Origin of the sequence: Novosphingobium naphthalenivorans NBRC 102051 (assembly GCF_001590985.1) — a bacterium.
GTDB lineage: Bacteria > Pseudomonadota > Alphaproteobacteria > Sphingomonadales > Sphingomonadaceae > Novosphingobium > Novosphingobium naphthalenivorans.
The window spans coordinates 33,576-53,808 of record NZ_BCTX01000004.1 but is presented as its reverse complement, the minus strand read 5'-3'; the positions used below and the strand labels follow the sequence as shown (position 1 = coordinate 53,808).

The window sequence follows — 20,233 nt, the reverse complement described above, 5'->3', positions numbered from 1 at the left end:
CCGTGCAAACTCCGCTTTTTTGTGGCTTTCGTTTTGCGTCATGGCTGCCTCTAAAAATGTGCAGCACCTCTACTAACCTCGGGTCATTTGGGCGCAACAAGCAGTTAGACGACGTCGAATGTGGCGCCATTTCCAAAATATTGATTCTATAGGATAAGATATCCACAGAAAAACCTGTGGCGTCGCACCGTTACCGCCCCCACTTCTTCTGCACCTTCCCGTACCGCGTCTTCCGCGTCCCCGGCTTACCCTCGTTGCTCCGCCCCACCTTCGGCGCCTTGTGCTCGCCCTCCGGCAAGCCCAGTTCGGTCGCCTCCAGCCGCCGGATTTCGTCGCGCAGCCGCCCGGCTTCCTCGAACTCCAGATCGGCGGCGGCCGCGCGCATCCGGCCTTCTAGTTCCTCGATGTAGGCGCGCAGGTTGTGGCCGACGAGTTCGTTGCGTGTCCCGTCGTCGATCTCCACCAGCACGCCGTCGCGGCTGGCGGTGTCCGCCACGATATCGGCGATGCGGCGCTTGATCGTTTGTGGGGTGATGCCGTGCTCGGCGTTGTATTCCTGCTGCTTGGCGCGGCGGCGGTCGGTTTCGGCGATGGCGCGTTCCATCGAGCCGGTCATGCGGTCGGCATAGAGGATCACGCGGCCGTCCACATTGCGCGCGGCGCGGCCGATGGTCTGGATCAGCGAAGTCTCGCTGCGCAGGAAACCTTCCTTGTCGGCATCGAGAATGCACACCAGGCCGCATTCGGGAATGTCGAGGCCTTCGCGCAGCAGGTTGATGCCCACCAGCACATCATAGACGCCCATGCGCAGATCGCGGATCAGCTCGATGCGCTCCAGCGTCTCGACGTCGCTATGCATGTAGCGCACGCGCACGCCCGCCTCGTGCATAAATTCGGTGAGGTCCTCGGCCATGCGCTTGGTGAGGGTGGTGACGAGCGTGCGGTAGCCCTTGGCGGCGGTTTCCTTGCACTCGTTTATGCAGTCCTGCACCTGATCCTCGACCGGACGGATCGTCACCGGCGGGTCGATCAACCCGGTGGGGCGGATCACTTGCTCGGCGAAGACCCCGCCCGACTGCTCCATTTCCCAGCCGCCGGGCGTGGCGGAGACAGCGACCGTCTGCGGGCGCATCGCATCCCATTCGTTGAAACGCAGCGGCCGGTTGTCGATGCAGCTCGGCAGGCGGAAGCCATATTCGGCCAGCGTGATCTTGCGCCGGTGGTCGCCTTTCGACATCGCGCCGATCTGCGGCACCGTCTGGTGGCTTTCGTCGACGAAGAGCAGGGCATTGTCCGGCAGGTATTCGAACAGCGTCGGCGGCGGCTCGCCCGGCAGGCGGCCGGTGAGGAAGCGGGAATAGTTCTCGATCCCCGCGCACGAGCCGGTGGCGGCGATCATCTCCAGGTCGAAATGGGTGCGCTGTTCCAGCCGCTGGGCTTCGAGCAGCTTGCCCTCGGCCTCCAGTTCTTTCAGCCGCTCGGTCAGCTCGAAGCGGATCGCCTCGGTCGCCTGCTTCATCGTCGGTCCCGGCGTGACGTAGTGCGAGTTCGCATAGACGCGCACTTTTTCCAGCGCCGAACCCTTCTTGCCGGTCAGCGGATCGAACTCGGCGATCTCCTCGATCTCGTCACCGAAGAAGCTGATCCGCCAAGCCATGTCCTCATAGTGGCTGGGGAAGATTTCGAGGTTATCGCCGCGCACGCGGAAGGTGCCGCGCGCGAAGGCATGGTCGTTGCGCTTGTACTGCAGGGCGACGAGCTTGCGGATGATCTCGCGCTGGTCCTGCTCCTTGCCGGTTTCCAGGTCGAAGATCATCGCCGAATAGGTCTCGACCGAGCCGATGCCGTAAAGGCACGAGACCGAAGCGACGATGATTACGTCGTCCCGCTCCAGCAGCGCGCGCGTGGCCGAATGGCGCATCCGGTCGATCGCCTCGTTCACCGAGCTTTCCTTCTCGATGTAGGTGTCCGACCGGGGCACATAGGCTTCGGGCTGGTAATAGTCGTAGTAGGAGACGAAATACTCGACCGCGTTGTCGGGGAAGAAGTCCTTCATCTCGCCATAGAGCTGCGCGGCGAGGATCTTGTTGGGGGCCAGGATCAGCGCCGGGCGCTGCAGTTCCTCGATCACTTTGGCCATGGTGAAGGTCTTGCCCGAGCCAGTGACGCCGAGCAGCACCTGCGTCTTCTCCCCCTCCTGCGCCGAGCCGACCAGTTCGGCGATCGCGGTGGGCTGGTCGCCGGCCGGCGCATAGTCCGAGACGATCCGGAATGCCTTGCCGGGCAGGGACTTTTCCGGACGCTGCGGCTTGTGGGGAACGAAGTGGCCCGAGGTGTCCGGTTCTTCGAGCCCGCGGCGGATGATGAGTTCGGCCATGGCGGAACATATGGGGTATATGCTCGTCTGCCGCAATGTGTCACTCGCCGATCGGCCATTGGCACCGGACGGGGGCAGTGATAGCTCTTCGCGCCCTGTTCCAGGGTGGAGGACGTGCGACATGACGAATGGTTCGAGGGCGGGTTCGATGCGTGCCGGTATGATGCATAAGGGGGCGGCCGGTATCTGGCTTGCCGCGGCGATGCTGTCGCTGGCGGGTTGCGGCTCCAAGCAGGAAGCGCCGGGCGAAAGCGCGGCTCCGGCGGGCGAAACCAAGTCCGCCCAGGATGTCGCGCACGAGGCGGCGAAGCTCGATCGGCCCAAGCCGGGTGCCTACAAGCAGACCATCGAGATCCTCGACATGGAGATTCCCGGCCTGCCCAGGGAAGCCGCCAGCCAGATGAAGGCGATGACCGGCAAGCCCCAGGTCCAGACCATCTGCATCACCGATGCGGATACCGACAAGGGCTACAAGGAAATGCTGCAGAATGTCGGCAAGGGCGGCGACTGCACGTATTCCAAATTCGATGTTGCCGGCGGCCGTCTCGATGCCCAGATGCATTGCACCACCGAAGAGCAGGGCGAAGCGACGATGACCATGAACGGCACTGTCAGCGAAACCGGCTCGGACGTGACGGTCAGCATGGACGTTACCGGCGGGAAAGAGTCCGCAGGCGCCATGAAGATGAAAATGCACCTGACGACGGAGCGTATCGGCGATTGCGCATCCTGATCCGGGATCGATGAACGGAAGGCCGAAAGACGACGTGAACAGTACCGCGCGCCATCAAACGGGGTCCCTGCGCGAGGCGATTGCCCGGCGCGCGGCTTTCGTGCGTGAGCCGCATCCGCCGGGCGTGGGCAAGCCGCCGCTGCAACTGATGCTGGCCGAGCTGCTTTCGCTCTACCGCGGGCGCAGCAAGGAACCGGCGGTGCAGCCGGCCGCGCATCCGATGCCGGTCATGCTGCTGCCGGGCTTCGGCTCGCATCCCCGGCGGATGAAGCCGATGGCCGATGCGCTGACGGCGGCGGGCCATCACGTCCACGAATGGGGTCTGGGCTTCAACTTCGGTCCCAGCCAGAGCAATTTCGCCTTCCTGATGCGCCGCGTCGGCGCGATCGCGTTCCGGCACAAGGCGCCCGTCGCGCTGGTGGGCTGGAGCCTGGGCGGTCTCTTCGCGCGCGAGATTGCCCGGCGCGAGCCGGACATGGTCGCCAAGGTTATCACCATGGGCACGCCGTTCTCGGGCGACCCGCGCGCCAACAATGCCTGGCGCGCCTATCAGGTCGTCACCGGCCATTCGGTGGACGAGCCGCCGATCGAGTGCGATTTCTCGGTCAAGCCGCCGGTCCCGACGATCGCCCTGTGGAGCCCGCGCGACGGCATCATCGCCCCGCGCGCCGCCTGCGGCTGGCCGGAAGAACGCGACCGCGCGGTGTCGGTCCGCTGCTCGCACCTCGATTTTTCGAATGCGCCCAGGGTTATCGCGGAAGTGCTGCGGCAGCTGGATTGGGAGGATTGAGGGGGCGGCTTGGCCGCCTGCTGCGAAGAATGCAGTGCTAAAAGAGATGCCTTAGGGAGCGGGCACCTGATTATATCGGGGACGAGGCCCAGCCTCGCACTTGTTTCCGTGACTTGATACGCCAGCCATCCGGCGAACGGACGAGATCGTCCTCGTACCAAAGGCCGCTGATAAAGGTGCTTTCATGGCCATCGGCGGTGACGGTTGTCATCGGCACGATCGCGGCGGAGCGAGCCTTGGCAATGTCGCCTTCAAGATCGATTTTGACTGTTGATACTGTGTGCTGCGAGTTGGTGAGGCCAGAGAGAATAGGGGTAAGAAATGCCTCGAGATCGCTGACGCAACCCTGTGGTCCGCCAAAGGCGGAAAAATCGAGATGGGCGTCGGGTGCAAATACCTCACGGAATGCAGCCCAGTCCTTTTGGTCCAAGGCGTGGCAATATCGCGCCAGAAGTTCATTGATTTCCAGTTTGTCGGAAACTTCTTGCAGTTTCACGGCGCCTATTCCCATTTCGAAACTTTGAGCCAAACACGGTATCGTGTAGCTGGGCTGTCGCTGCGATCAAAAGAGATTATTCGCCATCAACTGGCCGACAGGTGTTTTCGCCAGTGTTTGCTGCCGGATGAAATGAAATTAATGGCTGCGGGCTGTCCCGGGCGCACGGAACGCGTATCGTGCGGGGGCTTGGAGGAAAGCCGTGACCGCACAAGCCCGCGATACTCTTGCCGCCAGGCAGATTGGCCTGAAGGTTCTGCCGTTTCTTGTCGTCGCGCTGGCCGCGATGGCAGTGCGCCTGCCGGTGGCGGAGCGGTATCCCGCTGCGGCGCTGTTGCTGTTTCTCTGGATCGTCGCGGATAGCCTGATGCTGGCGCTGATCGCGCGGTCTCCCGGCGGCCGTCCGCCGCGGCGTGCTGTCGTGGCGGTTCTGGCCTCGGCGAGTGTTGCCGTCGGGCTGGGCGCGCCTCCTGCATTGAAGCAGGCATTGCTGGCCATGCCGGCCGTCATGGTGCCGATGGCCATGGCCGTGATGGCCCATGTCGCGTGGTCCGCGCTGCGGGCCGGGCACATTGTCCGGGGCGAGGGCTCTCGGCGGGAGCGGTGGCAGGCAGCGGCCTCGGAATTCCTGCCGCCCGCGCTGGTGCGCTTTGCGGCCATGGAACTCACGGTGATCCATATCGCCTTGTTCCGCTGGGGCGGCCCGGCCGATGTGCCTGCGGGAAGCCGGGCTTTCGTTTATCACCGGCATCTGGCGCCGATGTGCACCGCGCTGCTGGTGCTGTCGGCGATTGAAGTCGCGGCCTATCACTTGCTGCTTGGCCGCTGGAGCGGGATGGCGGCGATCATCCTGTTCGTGGTGAGCGACGTGGGGCTGGTCTATCTGGTCGGACTGATCAAGTCGTTCCGGCTGCGGCCCGTGCTGGTGACGGGCGAAGGCGTGCGCGTGCGGGCCGGTTTCCTGATCGATCAGGAAATCCCTTTCCATGCGATCGCCAGCATCGAAAGCGGCATTGGCCTTGCGGGCGGCGATATCCGTGATCCGGCGACTTTCAATGCCGCGCTGCTGGCATGGCCCAACGTGCTGCTCAGACTGAATGCCCCGCTGCCGCGCCGGTCGCTGCTGCGGGAGCGCTCCTTTTCCGCCGTGGCTTTCAGGCTGGACGACCCGGAGCCGTTCGTCCGGTTGCTGAACTGGCGTCTGGGACAGGGCCATGGCCCTGCCGCAGCGTGACGCGGCGAATCTGGAGACGTGGATCGATGCGAGGTTTGCTTTTCCCGGCTCTCCTGTGCTTGCCAGTGGCGGTGCTTGCCGACGCTCCGCCCAAGCCGGCCGAAATTCCCGATACGCCGGCGGGCCATTTCATCTCCGCCTTCATCACGGCCTATCATTCGGATGATCCGGAAGATGTGCGGGCATACAATCGTCTCTATCATCGCCAAACGACGGCGGAGAGCTGGAAGGATCTCTACCGCATGACCGGGCGGATCACGCCGGTGCGTATTGATGCTCGCGGTCCCAACGGGATCACAGTGCTGTTCGCAGCCGAACGGGGCGACGCGTTCTGGAAGGAAGCCGTTTCGCTTGACCCGGCCGATCCGATGACAGTCCTTGATGCCGGTTTCAGTTTGGCGGACCGGCCGCCGGAATTTGCCATCCCGCGTGTGCCGTATGCCGAACTCGATCGGATGATGGCGGCAAAGCTGGCCCGGGATGTCGCGGCCGATCGGTTTGCCGGGACGATCATGGTCGAGCGCCACGGCAAGGTGATTTACCAGCAGGCTGTCGGCCTTGCCGATCGTGCGGGGAAAACGCCGGTAACGATGAGCACCCGCTTCCGTATCGGATCGGCGAACAAGATGTTCACCGCGATCAGCGTGCTGCAACTGGTGGAGAAGGGGCAGATTGCCCTCGATGCGACAATCGGCACTTATCTGCCGGATTATCCCAATACCGACTTTGCGAAAACGGTGACGATCCGCGAACTCCTCACACATATGGGCGGGGCGGGAGATATCTTTACGCCGGAGTACGAGGCAAAGCGCCTCGAAGTGAAGACCCCGGCTGACTACGTGAAGCTGTTCGGCAACCGTGCGCAGGATGTCAGCAAGGACGGGAAAGGGGCATACGCCAATTACGGTTTCGTGCTGCTCGGCCGGATAGTCGAAGCGGTCAGTGGCCAGAACTATTACAGCTACGTGCGCGAACACATCTATGCCCCTGCAGACATGCGGGATTCCGGATCGTTGCCGGAGAACGTGGCCGTGCCGAACCGTTCACGCGGCTATACTTTGAACGGGGAGGGCAAGCTCGTCGATAATGCTGATACTTTGCCCTACCGGGGCTCTCCGGCAGGGGGCGGCTATACGACCGCGGGTGACATGATCCGGTTCGCGGATGCCCTGCGCTCGGGCAAGCTGCTGTCGAAGGCACTGCTGGCGCAAGCGACGTCGCCGCAGCGGCCCGATGGCTGGTATGGTTTTGGATTCCTTATCAGTGGCCAGGGCGTTGGACGGAATTGGGGCCATGGCGGCGGTGCCCCCGGCATGAATGCCGCGTTTCGCGTCTATCCTGAACTCGATGCGGTCGTCGTGGCGCTCGCCAACCTCGATGCGCTTTCCGCTGATGACGAAGCCGATTTTTACGCGAACCGGATGCCCCTTGGCGAATAGGCGGGCATTCTCCCAAAACGTTTTCCTACATCCCCGGCGCTTGACACACTGCGCGCGGCATCTGTTTGCCTTGCTCTTTGAACCGTCAAATTCCGCTTCGGCGTGTCGTGCCGGGGGGTGTGAAATTATCGCCGCCGTAAGATATTGCGAACACGGGCTTTTTTGAAAGTTACCGGTGCTGCTGTGGGTGAAGTTAAACTTTTACGCCCTCGGCGCCTGCCGCCGGTAGCTCAGCGCCTCCGCCACATGAATGCGGCCCACGCTTTGCGCGCTGGCAAGGTCGGCAATGGTGCGGGCGACGCGCAGCACGCGGGTGTAGCCGCGGGCTGAAAGGTGCATGGCCTCGGCCGCCTGCATCAGCAGCTTGCGTCCGGCTTCGTCGGGCGTGGCGTGGGCGTCAAGCAGGTCGCCGTCGAGTTCGGCATTGGTGCGCCGTCCGGTGCCGTCCAGCCGTGCGATCTGGACCTGGCGGGCGCGGGCTACGCGCGCGGCGACTTCGGTGCTGCCTTCGGCTGGGGGTGGCAGGGCGAGATCGGCGGCGCGCACCGGGTCGACGTCCACATGCAGGTCGATCCGGTCGAGCAGCGGGCCGGAAACCTTGCTCTGGTAGTCGGCCGCGCATTTCGGCGCGCGCGAGCAGGCTAGTGCCGGATCGCCCAAGTGGCCGCAGCGGCACGGGTTCATCGCCGCGATCAGCTGGACCCGGGCCGGATAAGTGACATGGGCGTTGGCGCGCGCCACGGTCACTTCGCCGGTCTCCAGCGGCTGGCGCAGCGAATCGAGGGCCTGCCGCTGGAATTCGGGCAGTTCGTCGAGGAACAGCACGCCCAGATGCGCCATCGAGACTTCGCCGGGCCGCACTTTCAGCCCGCCGCCGGTCAGGGCCGCGATCGAGGCCGAATGGTGCGGCGCGCGGTAGGGGCGGGCGCGGCTGATCCGCCCGTCCTCCAGCGTGCCCGCGACCGAGGCGACCATCGAGACTTCCAGCGCCTCGGCCGGAGTCAGGTCCGGAAGAATGCCCGGCAGGCATGAGGCGAGCAGCGACTTGCCCGCGCCCGGCGGCCCGATCATCAGCAGGTTGTGCGCGCCCGCTGCCGCGATCTCCAGCGCGCGCCGTGCCGTCTCCTGCCCCTTGACCTGCTTGAGGTCCGGCCCGCGCCCGGGCGGATCGACGAGGCCCGGCTGGGGCGGCAGCAGGACTTGCCGGCCCTTGAGGTGGTTGAGCAGGCTGATCAGGTTGGGCGCGGCGACAACGGGCGTCCCGCCTGTGCCGTTACTGGCCCAGCTCGCCTCACTGCCTTGCGCGGCCGGGCAGATCAGGCCCTTGTCCATCTCGCTGGCGTGCAGGGCCGCAAGCAGCACGCCGGGCGAGGGGATGATCCGCCCGTCGAGCGCGAGTTCGCCCACCGCGACGAAGTCCGCCATCTGCTCGGCATCGACTACGCCCATGGCACTCAGCAGGGCCAGCGCCACCGGCAAGTCATAGTGCGAACCGTCCTTGGGCAGGTCAGCCGGGGAAAGGTTGACCGTGATCCGCTTGGGCGGCAACGCAAGACCCATCGCGGTCAGCGCGGCAGAGACCCGCTGGCGACTCTCGCTGACCGCCTTGTCGGGCAGGCCGACCAGCGCGAAGGCCGGCAGGCCGGGGGCAATTTGACACTGGACTTCGACCGCACGCGCTTCCAGCCCGAGATAGGCCACGGTCGAAACCAGCGCGACCACGAGGAGCTCCTCTGCTTCTTCGAGATATTAATTAACGGATTAGTTTTACTACCCTATTCGCGCGCCGATGGGCATCGATAATTTATACCTTACAACGTTTTAACCAATTCGCGCATGATTTGGGTAAGGCGGTGCGGCGCAGTTTGCTTCCATGCGCTCGTTCACTGCTCTCCTTGGGTTGATAAGTCTGGCTGCTGTGTCCCCTGTGTCGGCCCAGACCATCGATTACGAGTCCGTTGACGTGGATGCCGACTACTTCAGCGGCGGTGGCGAGCGCAGCCTTCCGGTACGGTGGGAGTCGGCTCCTGCGGCAGCGATCCCGGCGGGTATCGCCAGCTATGGGCCATTTCGCGTGCTCGATGCCGGCCGTGCCGCGCTGGTGGACGTCACCGATGCCCGCAGTCCGGGCCAGTTCGCCGCGATGCTGCGCGATCATCCGGGGATTGCCGAAATCGAGATGGTCGAATGCCCCGGCACCGAGGACGACCTTGCCAATTTGCGGCTGGGCCGGATGATTCGGGACAGGGGGATTGCGACGCACGTTCCCGATGGCGGTTCGGTCCGTTCGGGCGGCGTCGAACTGTTTCTGGCGGGCGCACACCGCTATGCCGATCCGGGCGCCGAGTTCGCCGTCCATTCGTGGAAGGACGATACCGGGCTTGAGGCGGCCGACTATTCGGCCAGCGCGCCCGAGAACCGCCGCTACCTTGAATATTACAAGCAGATGGGCATGAGCCCGATTGAGGCCGAGGCCTTTTATGCCATGACCAATTCGGTGCCGTTCGAATCGGCAAAGTGGTTCGGCACCGGCACGATGGGGCTCTGGGTCAATCTTGACCGTTCCGCATCGGAAAATCCGGCCGCGAACTTGGCCTATCAGGACGTCTCGTCCTTGACTCTCGCCTACGCCTCCAGTAACGGCCCGCGTCTGTAATCGGCTGTCCGCCGCGCGGATGGCCTTTTTTGTTCGGGTCCTTCGGGGCCGATTTTGGAATTTCGAGGACTGACATGAAGCGCACTTTCCAGCCCAGCCGCCTTGTCCGCGCCCGCCGTCACGGCTTCCGCGCCCGCACGGCGACCGTCGGTGGCCGCAAGGTGCTTCGCGCTCGCCGCGCCCGCGGCCGCAAGAAGCTCTCGGCGTAATCTGCCTGGCAGCGGGCAGGGGCCCAGGCCCTTGCCTTTCGGCACCAACCCACGCCCCCGTCCGGCCTTTGCGGCAAGGAACAGGGGCGTGAGCTGGTGCCGTTTTGCTTGCAGCAGGATGCGAATCGGCTCTTCCGGTTTCCCTGCCCGGGCAATCGCTGTAGAGCTCATGCGATGACTGCCGCATACCAGACGATGACTCGCCGGTCGGACTTCCTGGCCGCCAATCGCGGTCTGCGAGTCGCGCGCGCCGGATTCGTGCTGCTGGCGAATGCCAATGGCGGGCAGGGGCAGCGGGCAGGCATTACCGTCACCAAGAAGATCGGTAATGCCGTGGTACGCAACCGCATGAAGCGCCGTTTCCGCGCGCTGCTGCGCGACGTGCTGCCCGAATATGGCCTTGCCGATACCGATCATGTGCTGATCGGGCGCGAGAACGGGATCGAGCGCGATTTTTCCCTGCTGCGCGAGGAACTGGTGGCCGCGCTCGGCCGCGCGCGTGACGGCAAGGGCGATCCGGCCCGGCGCAAGGGCGCACCGCGAAAGGGGGGCCGGTGAAGAAGGTTCTGGCCTTTATCGTCTCGCTGCCGGGCCTGCTGCTGATCGGCATTGCCCGGGCGTGGCAGCTCGGGCCGTCGCGGATGATGCCGCCGACCTGCCGCTATACGCCGTCGTGCTCGCAATATGCGATTGAGGCGGTGCGCAAGCACGGTGCGATTAAGGGTGGATGCCTGGCGATATGGCGTCTATTGCGCTGCCAACCTTGGGGCGGGCACGGTCATGATCCCGTACCGGACTGACTATAACGATCGACGAGAAGCGGGCGGCGAATCACGCCGCGGCTGACGGGAATACGACAGGAAAAGCCTTCGTGGATAATCAGCGCAACATCATCCTGGCGGTCGTTCTGACCGCGCTTGTCCTCTTCGGATGGGAAGCCGGCGTCGGCTATTTCTATCCGCAGGCCAAGGAACCGGCGCAGGTCGAGCAAGCCAGTAGCGCAGAGGACGCCGCGAAGCCGGCCGATGCCAGCAAGATCAAGCCCACGCGTGAGGGCGGCCTGCGCGATGCGGCGGAAGTCGCTCTCGAAAAGCAGGATCTGAAGACCGCGCTTGCCACTGGCGGCCGCGTGCCGGTCGTGGCGCCGGGGCTGTCGGGCTCGATCAATCTCACCGGCGCGCTGATCGATGATCTGGTGATCAACCGTCACAAGGAGACGGTGAAGAAGGATTCGGGTCCGGTCCGCATCTATTCGCCCGCCGGCACGCCCGCGCAGCAGTTCGCGCAGTTCGGCTGGGTGGGTGACAAGGGTATCGCGCCCAGCGCCCAGACGGTCTGGTCCGTGCCTGCCGGTGCCAAGCTGACCCCGTCGACCCCGGTGACGCTCACCTGGGACAACGGCAAGGGCCAGGTCTATTCGATCACCTTCAAGATCGATGACAATTACATGATCACGGCCGATCAGAGCGTGGCGAACAAGAGCGGCGCGCCGGTTTCGGTGCAGCCTTTCGGTCTCGTCAACCGCACCGATGAAACCGCCAGCCTCGACACCTGGAACGTCCATTCCGGTCCGATCGGCGCGTTTGACGGCTCGGTGACTTTCGGCACCAATTACAGCGACGTTTCCGACGCTCAGACGGTCAAGGAAACCGGCAATACCGACTGGATCGGCTTTACCGACGTCTACTGGATGTCGACGCTGATCCCGGTGAAGGCCAAGGCGGAAGGCACGTTCCGTTCGCTGGGCAACCACATCTTCCGCGCAGACGTCGTTTACAGCCCGTCGGTGGTCCAGCCGGGCAAGGTCCTGACGCAGGAAACCAAGCTGTTCGCGGGTGCCAAGGAGCACACCGTGCTCGATGCCTATGAAAAGCAGGGCATCACCAATTTCGGCCTCGCGATCGACTGGGGCTGGTTCCGCTGGTTCGAAAAGCCGATCTTCTGGCTGCTGACCTCGCTGTTCAAGTTCACCGGCAATTTCGGCGTCGCGATCATCCTGCTGACCGTGATCGTGCGCGGGATGATGTTCCCGATCGCCCAGCGCCAGTTCGCCTCGATGGCGGCCATGCGCGCGATCCAGCCGAAGATGAAGGCGATCCAGGACCGTTACAAGGACGACAAGGAACGCCAGCAGAAGGAGATCATGGAGCTCTACAAGAAGGAAGGCGTGAACCCGCTTGCGGGCTGCCTCCCGATGTTCCTCCAGATCCCGGTGTTCTTCGCGCTGTACAAGACCCTGATCCTCTCGATCGAGATGCGCCACCAGCCCTTCGTGCTGTGGATCAAGGACTTGTCCTCGCCCGATCCGCTGCACATCCTCAACCTGTTCGGCCTGCTGCCGTTCGATCCGCCGGGCTTCCTGGGGATCGGCGTGCTGGCACTGCTGCTGGGTGTGACGATGTACTTCCAGTTCAAGCTCAACCCGGCGCAGATGGACCCGACGCAGCAGCAGATCTTCGCGCTGATGCCGTGGTTCATGATGTTCGTGATGGCGCCGTTCGCTTCGGGCCTGCTGATCTACTGGATCACTTCGAACCTGCTGACCATTGCCCAGCAGAAGTACCTCTACAGCCGCCATCCGCAGCTGAAGGCCCAGGCGGACAAGGACGCGCAGGACAAGCAGCGCGCCCTTGATCGCGAGAAGAGCAAGGCCTGAGGTGGAAGAGACTTCGGAGGATACCGGCGCCGGTGAACTGATCGAGCGCGCACGCAAGCTGTTTTCAGGGCCGGTGACGTTCCTGAAGAGCGCGCCCGCGCTCAAGTTTCTGCCCGATCCGGAGGTGCCGGAGATCGCCTTCTGCGGCCGCTCCAACGTGGGCAAGTCCTCGCTGCTCAATGCCCTGACGGGCCGCAAGGCGATCGCGCGCACTTCGGTGACGCCGGGGCGCACGCAGGAACTGAACTTCTTCGACGTGGGCGAGCCGCTGCAGTTCCGCCTGGTCGATATGCCCGGCTATGGCTTTGCCAAGGCGCCGCCGGCCGTGGTCGAGAAGTGGCGGCGGCTGGTGCGCGAGTTTCTGCGTGGACGGGTCGTGCTCAAGCGCACGCTGCTGCTGGTGGACAGCCGTCACGGCGTGAAGCCTGTCGATGCCGAGATGATGAGGATGCTGGATGAAGCCGCCGTCGGCTACCGCATCGTCCTCACCAAGGCAGACAAGATCAAGGCTAGCGAACTGGAAAAGGTTCACGCCGCCACCGTGGCCGAAGCGCGCAAGCACCCTGCGGCCTTTCCGGACGTCCATGTCACGAGTTCGGAAAAAGGGCTTGGTATAGAAGAGTTGCGCGCTGCCGTGCTGGGCGACGCGGAACTTTGATACAAGGCTGAAGGTTTCTTCGGAAAACTGCCGTTTTTCGGCAATGTGACGATTGCGTGACAGCCTGTGCTCGATTATGGGCTCGCGCTTCCATGCGCCGGGGAAGGAGGATATCTTGCCGATGCGCCAGATTGCCGTTCTTCCTTACCGTACCGTCGGACAGGCGGTCGATGCGCCGATCCAGATCCTGCTGATCACGTCGCGCGAGACGCGGCGCTGGGTCGTTCCCAAGGGCGGGTTGATGAAGGGCCTGCCGCCGCACGCGGCTGCCGCGGTCGAGGCGGAAGAAGAGGCGGGCGTGCTGGGCGCAGCCTGCCCGACGCCGCTCGGGTCCTACCGCTATCGCAAGAAGCGCAGTTCCGGCGCTCTGGTGTGGGCCGATGTCGATGTGTTTCCTTTCGCGGTCACCGAGGAACTGGAAACCTGGGACGAGCAGCATCAGCGCGAGCGCCGCTGGTTCTCTCTGGCGGAGGCGGCAAACGCCGTCGACGAGGAAGACTTGCGCGCGCTTATCCGTTCCTTCGGCGCCCGCGAGTTCCGCGCGGCGGCCAGTCCCGCGCGGCTGATCGGGGCCGTGGCAGACAAAACAGGGGTCAATACGATGTTCGCGTGGTTCCAGAAGCTGCTGCCACAGCAGAGCCATTTCTTCGATCTGTTCGAAAAACAGGCGGCAACGCTGGTGGCCGGTGCCGATGCGCTGGCGCGGCTGGCGCAGGGCGGGGCCGGCCGGGCGCAGCACATCCGCGAGATCGAGGAGCGCGAGCACGATGCCGATGACATCACCCGCGATGTGCTCCACGCCGTGCGCCGCAGTTTCCTGACCCCGTTCGACCGTTCGGCGATCACCAGCCTCATCACCACGATGGACGATGCCATCGACGAGATGCAGCAGACCGCCGGGGCCGTCGATCTCTATGACGTCTCCGAGTTCGAGCCGGAAATGCGCGACATGGCGGCGATCATCGTCGATGCCGCGCGCCTTACGGCCGAAGCCATGCCGCTGCTGCGCAAGATCGCCGACAACGGTCATCGCCTGCACGAACTCACCGAACGCCTCGTGCGCATGGAAGGCCATGCCGACGAGATCCACGCGCAAGGGCTCAAGCGCGTGTTCAAGGCGAGCAGCGGCAAGGATCCGCTGCACTTCATCGTGCGCCAGGAGATGTTCAAGCGGCTGGAGCGCGTGGTCGACCGGTTCGAGGATCTGGCGAACGAGATCGACGGTCTCGTGATCGACCACGCCTGACACGCACGAGCGGACCATGGATCATAGTCTTGCCCTGCCGCTGCTGATCGGCCTTGTCATGATGGGGCTGGCGTTCGACTTCCTCAACGGGTTGCACGACGCCGCCAATGCCATTGCCACGGTGGTGGCGACGCGCCTGCTGTCTCCGGTCGTGGCCGTGCTGTTCGCGGCGGCGGGCAACTTCGCGGCCTACTGGTTCGTCGGCCTCCACGTTGCCGAGACCGTGGGCAAGGGCATCATCGACAAGGATGCAGTGACGCCCGCGGTGGTGTTTGGCGCCTTGGTCGGCGCGATGTTCTGGAACGTCGTGACCTGGGTGAAAGGCATTCCCTCCAGTTCCAGCCACGCGCTGATCGGCGGACTGCTGGGCGCGGGCATGGCGCATGGCGGGTTCGCCGTGGTCGAAAGTTCGGGCACGACGAAGACCGTGGTGGCCATCGTCGCATCGCCGGTGATCGGCTTTGTGATCGCCATGCTGCTGATGCTGATTACCAGCTGGGTGTTCCGGGGCACCTCGTCACGCTCCGCCAACAAGTCGTTCAAGGGGCTGCACCTGCTTTCCAGCGCGGCCTATTCGATCAGCCACGGCGGCAACGACGCGCAGAAGACGATGGGCATCATTGCCGTGCTGCTCTATTCGACCGGGCACTTGTCGGGCGAGTTCCATGTGCCGGAATGGGTGGTTCTGTCCTGCTATACGGCGATGGCCCTGGGCACGCTGTCGGGCGGCTGGAAGATCATCAAGACGATGGGTTCCAAGCTGACCAAGCTCAACCATCACTCGGGCTTTTGCGCTTCGGGCGCGGGTTCGATGGTGGTCTTCGGCGCCAGTGCGCTGGGCATTCCGGTTTCCACCACCCATGTCATTACCGGCTCGGTCGTCGGCACCGGCGCCGCGCGCCGGGCGAGCGCGGTGCGCTGGTCGGTGGCGAGCCGGGTGATCGTGGCCTGGGTCATCACGATCCCGGCCAGCGCGGCCGTGGGCGCCTTGTTCTACGCGATCACGTGTTTGTTCTGATCTGGCCTGTTCTGATCTGACCGGTTCTGATTTGCCCTTTGCGCCTCGACAGGGGGCGGCTTAGCCCTTAGGTCCTCCGGTTTCAGCCAAAGGGAACCCCCGCCCCGTGAAGCTCATCATCGGCAACAAGAACTATTCGAGCTGGTCGCTGCGCGGCTGGCTGGCCTGCAAGCAGTCCGGCCTGCATTTCGATGAACTGACCGTGCCCCTGTTCGGGGAGGACTGGGAGCATCTCAAGCAGACGTCCGACGATCTTGCCCCCAGCCACGGCAAAGTGCCGATCCTGTGGGACGGCGAGGCGGTCGTGTGGGACAGTCTGGCGATCATCGAATACCTGGCCGACAAGGTCGGCCGCGACCGGTTCTGGCCCAAGGCGGACGATGCGCGCGCGATGGCGCGTTCGATGGTCGCCGAGATGCATTCCAGCTACATGCCGCTGCGCCGGTCCTGCCCGATGAACATCCGCGGACGGGTGCAGGCCGCCGAGATCGACGAGGACGTGCGGGCCGATATCGTGCGCATCCTCACTTTGTGGGCAGAGGCGCGGGCACGCTTCGGCAAGGGCGGTCCCTACCTGTTCGGCACGTTCGGCGCGGCGGACGTGATCTATGCCCCGGTCGTCAGCCGCTTCCTGACCTATGGCATTGCCGTTCCGGGCTTTGCGCAGGCCTATATGCAGGCGGTCTGGGAGCACGAATGGATGCAGCAATGGATCGCCGCGGCCGAGGCCGAGGACTGGGTGATCGAACAATACGAGATGCCGGTAGCCTGACGATGATGCGTGGTCTGTTCCTTGTCGTTGCGGCGTTTGCTTCGCTGGCTGCCCCGTTTGCGGCTTCGCCCGCCCTGGCCTGGGGTGCCTACGGCCATCGCACGATTGCGGCCATTGCGCTGCAAAACGTGAAGCCGGCCACGCGGGCGCAGATCCGCAGGCTGCTCCACGCCGCGCCCGAACTGGTCACGCCCGAATGCCCGGTGAAGAGCCTGGAGGATGCCTCGGTCTGGCCCGATTGCGTCCGGCGCGACGGGGCACGCTGGGCCTATACGTTCCCCTGGCACTATCAGAACATTTCGGTGTGCAAGCCTTTCGACGTCAAGGCGAACTGCTCCTACGGCAATTGCGTCACGGCCCAGATCGACCGCAATGCCCTGCTGCTGGCGGACCGGCGGCTGTCCACCGAACGGCGGCTGGAAGCGCTGATCTTCCTCACCCATTTCGTCGGCGACCTGCATCAGCCGCTGCATGTGGGGGAAAATCAGGATCTTGGCGGCAACAGGGTCAAGGCCGATTACGGCATGGCCACGGGGCTCAATCTGCACAGCATCTGGGACGGTCCCGAGGCCGAGCGCGCGATTTCCTCGGCCAGCCCGCCGCTGGTGCGCCGCTACAGTGATGGGGAAAAGACGCGTCTTGCCACCGGCAGCGTGGCGGACTGGGCCAAGGAAAGCTGGGAAGTCTCCCGCGACTTCCTTTACCCTGCCGCTTTCGGCAAGTTGCCCTGCAACGGCACCGAACCCGATCATGTCGAGTGGACCAACGCGGCGATCGAAAAGGCGATCCCCATCGTCGACGAGCGGATCGAGCGGGCGGGCCTGCGGCTGGCGAAGATGCTGGACAAGGCGCTGGGCTGAGGTTTGGGGCTTCGGCCCCTTCGAATCAGAGTCGGGAATTGCACCTGCGCAGGGGCGCGACTGGTATTTTGATCCTTTGCATTGATTCGGATCAATTTTTCTGGGTCGCCACTTTTTCGTGATCTTTCCTTGTGACCGTTCACGAGGGTGTGGGTGGAACATATTTCTTTTTAAAACAATGCTTTGCGGCAGGTTTGTGTATGGAGGCGCGGCCGGGCGGGTTCGAGTGAGTAATTTTTAATTTTCTCACTGCAAACGTGTGTAGTCCCCCCGGAGTACTGAAATTGCTCGAAATTCTGCTATGTGTTCGCGACGAGCACGACCTTCGTTTGGTGCCGCTCGCCGCTGCGGTCTGCCTGCTGACGACGACAACTGCCGTGCTCATGCTCAGGCAGTCCAGCTTGTCCCAGCGCGCTTCGGCGCATCTATGGACGGTGATGGGCGGTCTCGCCACGGGGTTCGGCATCTGGGCCACCCATTTCATCGCCATGCTGGGCTATGATCCGGGATTTATTGCGGGCTACAAGGTCGGACTTACGCTCGGCTCACTGCTGATCGTGCTGATGTCGACGGTCGCCGCGTTTGTCGTTGCGCGCCATTGCCGCACTGCGGGATGTCTCATTGCTGCAAGCGTGATCGCCGGCGGGGGATTTGCGGCCATGCACTACGTCGGCATGGCGGCTCTCGAAATGCCGGCACGGATACAGTGGCAGGCGTCATATGTTGGGTTGTCAGTGGCACTGGCGATTGTGCCGCTCTACCCGGCCCTGTTCCTCGTGGTCAGGGGCAAGGCCGTGCCGAGCGGCCTTGCTGCGGCACTCATCATGGCAGTGGCTGTCGTGGGTCTGCACTTTACCGGCATGACCGCGATCCATCTCATTCCCTCGCATATGCATTCGCAGGCGATGTTGATGTCGCCGCGGACGATGTCTGTAGTGATCGGCACCGTATCTGTGGCTTTGCTGGCCCTGTGCATCGCGGCCTGGCTGGCTGCGCGCAGGACGCGGGCGGCCGTTGCGGCGAGCGAACGGCAGCTCAGCATTCTGGTCAAGGGCATATCCGATTGTGCTATCTACATGCTCGATCGCAGCGGGCGGGTTGCCAACTGGAATGCCGGCGCGCAGCGGCTGGAAGGTTACGATATCGATGAGGTGCTCGGCATGCCGTTCGAGTGCTTTTATACCGAGGAAGATCGCATGGCCGGCCTTCCCGAAAAGGCCCTGAGCGAGGCTAGGGACTGCGGCAAGTTCAGTGCCGAAGGCTGGCGCGTGCGCAAAGACGGCTCGCGCTTCTGGGCCCATTTCACCATCGAACGGATCCAGGGCGAAGACGGAAAGCTGCTGGGTTTCGTCAAGATTACGCGCGACATGACTCGATTCAAACAGGATCAGGACCGGATCGAGGAAGCCAGCGGCAACCTGGATGCCGCATTGGAGAACATGCAGCACGGCCTGTGCCTGTTCGATGCAGAGGAACGTCTGGTGCTTCGCAACCGCCGGTTCGCGGAGTTGTGGAACCTGCCTGAGGACAGCTGCCTGCCCGGATGGGCGCTCACCGACATCATTCAGGCAGCGCTCAGTGCCAAGACGGGGATGAGCGTCACGTCCGAGCGGGTCGAGAACGCACGGCTTACGCTCCTCGATACCCTGCGCGATCCCAGCCTTCCGCCGATTGTTTCGGAGTATGGTACAAACTTCATTGTGTCGGTTTCGAGCAGGCAGCTTCCCGACGGGCGGTGGGTCGCCACATTCGAGGATATTACCGAACGCCGCCGCTCTGAAGAGCAGATCGCGCACATGGCCCTTCACGACGGGCTGACCGGTATGCCGAACCGCGCAAGCTTCAATCGCTGGCTTGATAAGGAAATCGAGTTCGCCAGCGTGCGGGGGCAGCAGGTTGCCCTGGTGGCGATCGATCTCGATCGGTTCAAGGAAATCAACGATTCTCAAGGACATGCAGCGGGCGACCGCGTGCTGCAGAGCATTGCCGGTGCTCTCACGGAATCGGCCAGGGACGGTGAGATCGTCGCCCGGCTGGGAGGTGACGAGTTCGCTGCGGCGAAATATTTCTCGGACACTGCCGAACTGGCGGATTTCGTCGCACGCTTGAACGCCTGCTTCGAGATTCCGCATGGCGCTCAGGATGGTATCGCCGTCGGTGCCAGTCTGGGCATTGCGGTTTACCCTGCCGATGCCCAGGCGCGCGAGCCGTTGCTGAACAATGCCGATCTGGCCATGTACCGCGCGAAGAGCAGTCTCGACGAACATATCTGTTACTATGAGCACGGTATGGACGAGTCCGCCCGCTACCGGCGCCAGCTGGCAAACGATTTGCGGCAGGCTGTAGCCCGCGGCGAACTGCATATTCTCTATCAGCCGCAGCGCTCGCTGAAGACCAACCAGGTCAGCGGTTTCGAGGCCTTGCTGCGCTGGCAGCATCCCCGGTTAGGTATCGTTTCGCCGGTCGAGTTCATTCCCATTGCGGAAGAAACGGGTGAGATCGTCCGCATCGGGGAATGGGTTCTGCGCATGGCCTGTGCGGAAGCGGCCCAATGGGGCCACGATCAGAAGATCGCCGTCAATCTCTCCCCGGTGCAACTGCTCAAGGCCAATCTGCCCGAACTGGTCGCGTCGATCCTGCTTGAAACCGGGTTGTCTGCGCGGCGGCTGGAACTCGAAATCACGGAAAGCGCGATCATTGCCGACAAGGCGCGTGCGCTGCACAGCCTCCGCAAGATCAAGTCGCTGGGCGTCAGCGTGGCCATGGACGATTTCGGAACCGGCTATTCCTCGCTCGATACGCTGCACTCGTTCCCGTTTGACAAGATCAAGATCGACAAGTCGTTTCTTTTGCGGTCGGAAACCAACGAGCAGGCCCGCGCGATCATCCGCGCGGTGCTGGCGCTGGGCAAGAGCCTGAATATTCCGGTTCTGGCCGAAGGCGTGGAGACCAAAGGACAGCTTGCACTGCTGATCGGCGAAGGCTGTGACGAGGCACAGGGGTATTATTTCGGCCATCCCGCGCCGGCCCCCAGTGCCGGTTCTGCCCTGGAGGTGGCTATCGCCTGATCCGCCGCGGGATGCCTGTCT

General features: G+C 63.7%; 18 protein-coding genes. 15 read left to right on the top strand and 3 right to left on the bottom strand.

Going from position 1 to position 20,233, the window contains the following annotated elements:
- Nucleotides 1-190: 190 nt before the first annotated feature.
- Nucleotides 191-2,377, bottom strand: a complete 2,187-nt coding sequence (uvrB, locus tag NN5_RS02440; protein WP_067732468.1) for an excinuclease ABC subunit UvrB — start codon at nucleotides 2,375-2,377, stop codon at nucleotides 191-193.
- A 121-nt stretch (nucleotides 2,378-2,498) separates the two neighbouring features.
- Between uvrB and NN5_RS02435 the strand changes: the two genes are divergently transcribed.
- The gene (locus NN5_RS02435) at nucleotides 2,499-3,110 is read left to right on the top strand and encodes a DUF3617 domain-containing protein (RefSeq protein ID WP_245656161.1); all 612 of its coding nucleotides are present in this window, start codon (nucleotides 2,499-2,501) and stop codon (nucleotides 3,108-3,110) included.
- A 10-nt stretch (nucleotides 3,111-3,120) separates the two neighbouring features.
- On the top strand, nucleotides 3,121-3,900 hold the full coding sequence (locus tag NN5_RS02430) for an esterase/lipase family protein (protein ID WP_067732467.1): 780 nt from the start codon (nucleotides 3,121-3,123) through the stop codon (nucleotides 3,898-3,900).
- Nucleotides 3,901-3,970: 70 nt separating this feature from the next.
- Here the strand turns inward: NN5_RS02430 and NN5_RS02425 are convergent, their stop codons facing one another.
- Nucleotides 3,971-4,396, bottom strand: coding sequence for a nuclear transport factor 2 family protein (locus NN5_RS02425; protein ID WP_067732466.1), 426 nt, complete (start codon nucleotides 4,394-4,396; stop codon nucleotides 3,971-3,973).
- A gap of 202 nt (nucleotides 4,397-4,598) precedes the next feature.
- Between NN5_RS02425 and NN5_RS02420 the strand changes: the two genes are divergently transcribed.
- Both NN5_RS02420 and NN5_RS02415 read left to right on the top strand, forming a co-directional pair.
- Nucleotides 4,599-5,630: a hypothetical protein gene (locus tag NN5_RS02420; RefSeq protein WP_067732465.1), complete on the top strand. Its 1,032-nt coding sequence runs from the start codon at nucleotides 4,599-4,601 to the stop codon at nucleotides 5,628-5,630.
- 65 nt (nucleotides 5,631-5,695) lie between these two features.
- Entirely contained in the window at nucleotides 5,696-7,069 is a 1,374-nt protein-coding gene (locus tag NN5_RS02415) for a serine hydrolase domain-containing protein (RefSeq protein WP_067732464.1), read from the top strand.
- Between the two features lie 201 nt (nucleotides 7,070-7,270).
- Here NN5_RS02415 and NN5_RS02410 read toward each other — a convergent pair whose 3' ends face one another.
- On the bottom strand, nucleotides 7,271-8,791 hold the full coding sequence (locus NN5_RS02410) for a YifB family Mg chelatase-like AAA ATPase (protein ID WP_067732463.1): 1,521 nt from the start codon (nucleotides 8,789-8,791) through the stop codon (nucleotides 7,271-7,273).
- Between the two features lie 205 nt (nucleotides 8,792-8,996).
- Here NN5_RS02410 and NN5_RS02405 point away from each other — a divergent pair, with 205 nt between their 5' ends.
- From NN5_RS02405 to NN5_RS02355, 11 genes are all read left to right on the top strand, one after another.
- The gene (locus NN5_RS02405; protein WP_373280318.1) at nucleotides 8,997-9,725 is read left to right on the top strand and encodes an alpha/beta hydrolase; all 729 of its coding nucleotides are present in this window, start codon (nucleotides 8,997-8,999) and stop codon (nucleotides 9,723-9,725) included.
- Nucleotides 9,726-9,799: 74 nt separating this feature from the next.
- Nucleotides 9,800-9,934 (top strand): 50S ribosomal protein L34, encoded by a 135-nt coding sequence (gene rpmH / locus NN5_RS02400; RefSeq protein WP_039388288.1) that lies wholly within the window; start codon nucleotides 9,800-9,802, stop codon nucleotides 9,932-9,934.
- A gap of 174 nt (nucleotides 9,935-10,108) precedes the next feature.
- Nucleotides 10,109-10,492 carry a ribonuclease P protein component gene (gene rnpA / locus NN5_RS02395; RefSeq protein WP_067732462.1) on the top strand — a complete coding sequence of 128 codons (384 nt, stop codon included), beginning with the start codon at nucleotides 10,109-10,111 and terminating at the stop codon, nucleotides 10,490-10,492.
- A complete protein-coding gene (gene yidD / locus NN5_RS02390; protein WP_067732461.1) occupies nucleotides 10,489-10,734 on the top strand; it encodes a membrane protein insertion efficiency factor YidD in 246 nt (81 codons plus the stop codon). The genes rnpA and yidD overlap by 4 nt, the downstream gene beginning before the upstream one ends.
- A 71-nt stretch (nucleotides 10,735-10,805) precedes the next feature.
- Entirely contained in the window at nucleotides 10,806-12,590 is a 1,785-nt protein-coding gene (gene yidC / locus NN5_RS02385; RefSeq protein ID WP_067732460.1) for a membrane protein insertase YidC, read from the top strand.
- Between the two features lies 1 nt (nucleotide 12,591).
- Nucleotides 12,592-13,248, top strand: a complete 657-nt coding sequence (gene yihA / locus NN5_RS02380) for a ribosome biogenesis GTP-binding protein YihA/YsxC (protein ID WP_067732459.1) — start codon at nucleotides 12,592-12,594, stop codon at nucleotides 13,246-13,248.
- Between the two features lie 121 nt (nucleotides 13,249-13,369).
- Entirely contained in the window at nucleotides 13,370-14,494 is a 1,125-nt protein-coding gene (locus NN5_RS02375) for a DUF47 family protein (RefSeq protein ID WP_084384696.1), read from the top strand.
- A gap of 16 nt (nucleotides 14,495-14,510) precedes the next feature.
- Nucleotides 14,511-15,512, top strand: a complete 1,002-nt coding sequence (locus NN5_RS02370; protein ID WP_067732458.1) for an inorganic phosphate transporter — start codon at nucleotides 14,511-14,513, stop codon at nucleotides 15,510-15,512.
- A 106-nt stretch (nucleotides 15,513-15,618) separates the two neighbouring features.
- Nucleotides 15,619-16,284, top strand: coding sequence for a glutathione S-transferase family protein (locus tag NN5_RS02365; protein ID WP_067732457.1), 666 nt, complete (start codon nucleotides 15,619-15,621; stop codon nucleotides 16,282-16,284).
- 5 nt (nucleotides 16,285-16,289) lie between these two features.
- A complete protein-coding gene (locus NN5_RS02360) occupies nucleotides 16,290-17,144 on the top strand; it encodes a S1/P1 nuclease (protein WP_067732529.1) in 855 nt (284 codons plus the stop codon).
- Between the two features lie 284 nt (nucleotides 17,145-17,428).
- Nucleotides 17,429-20,212, top strand: a complete 2,784-nt coding sequence (locus NN5_RS02355; RefSeq protein ID WP_067732456.1) for a bifunctional diguanylate cyclase/phosphodiesterase — start codon at nucleotides 17,429-17,431, stop codon at nucleotides 20,210-20,212.
- Nucleotides 20,213-20,233: the final 21 nt, after the last annotated feature.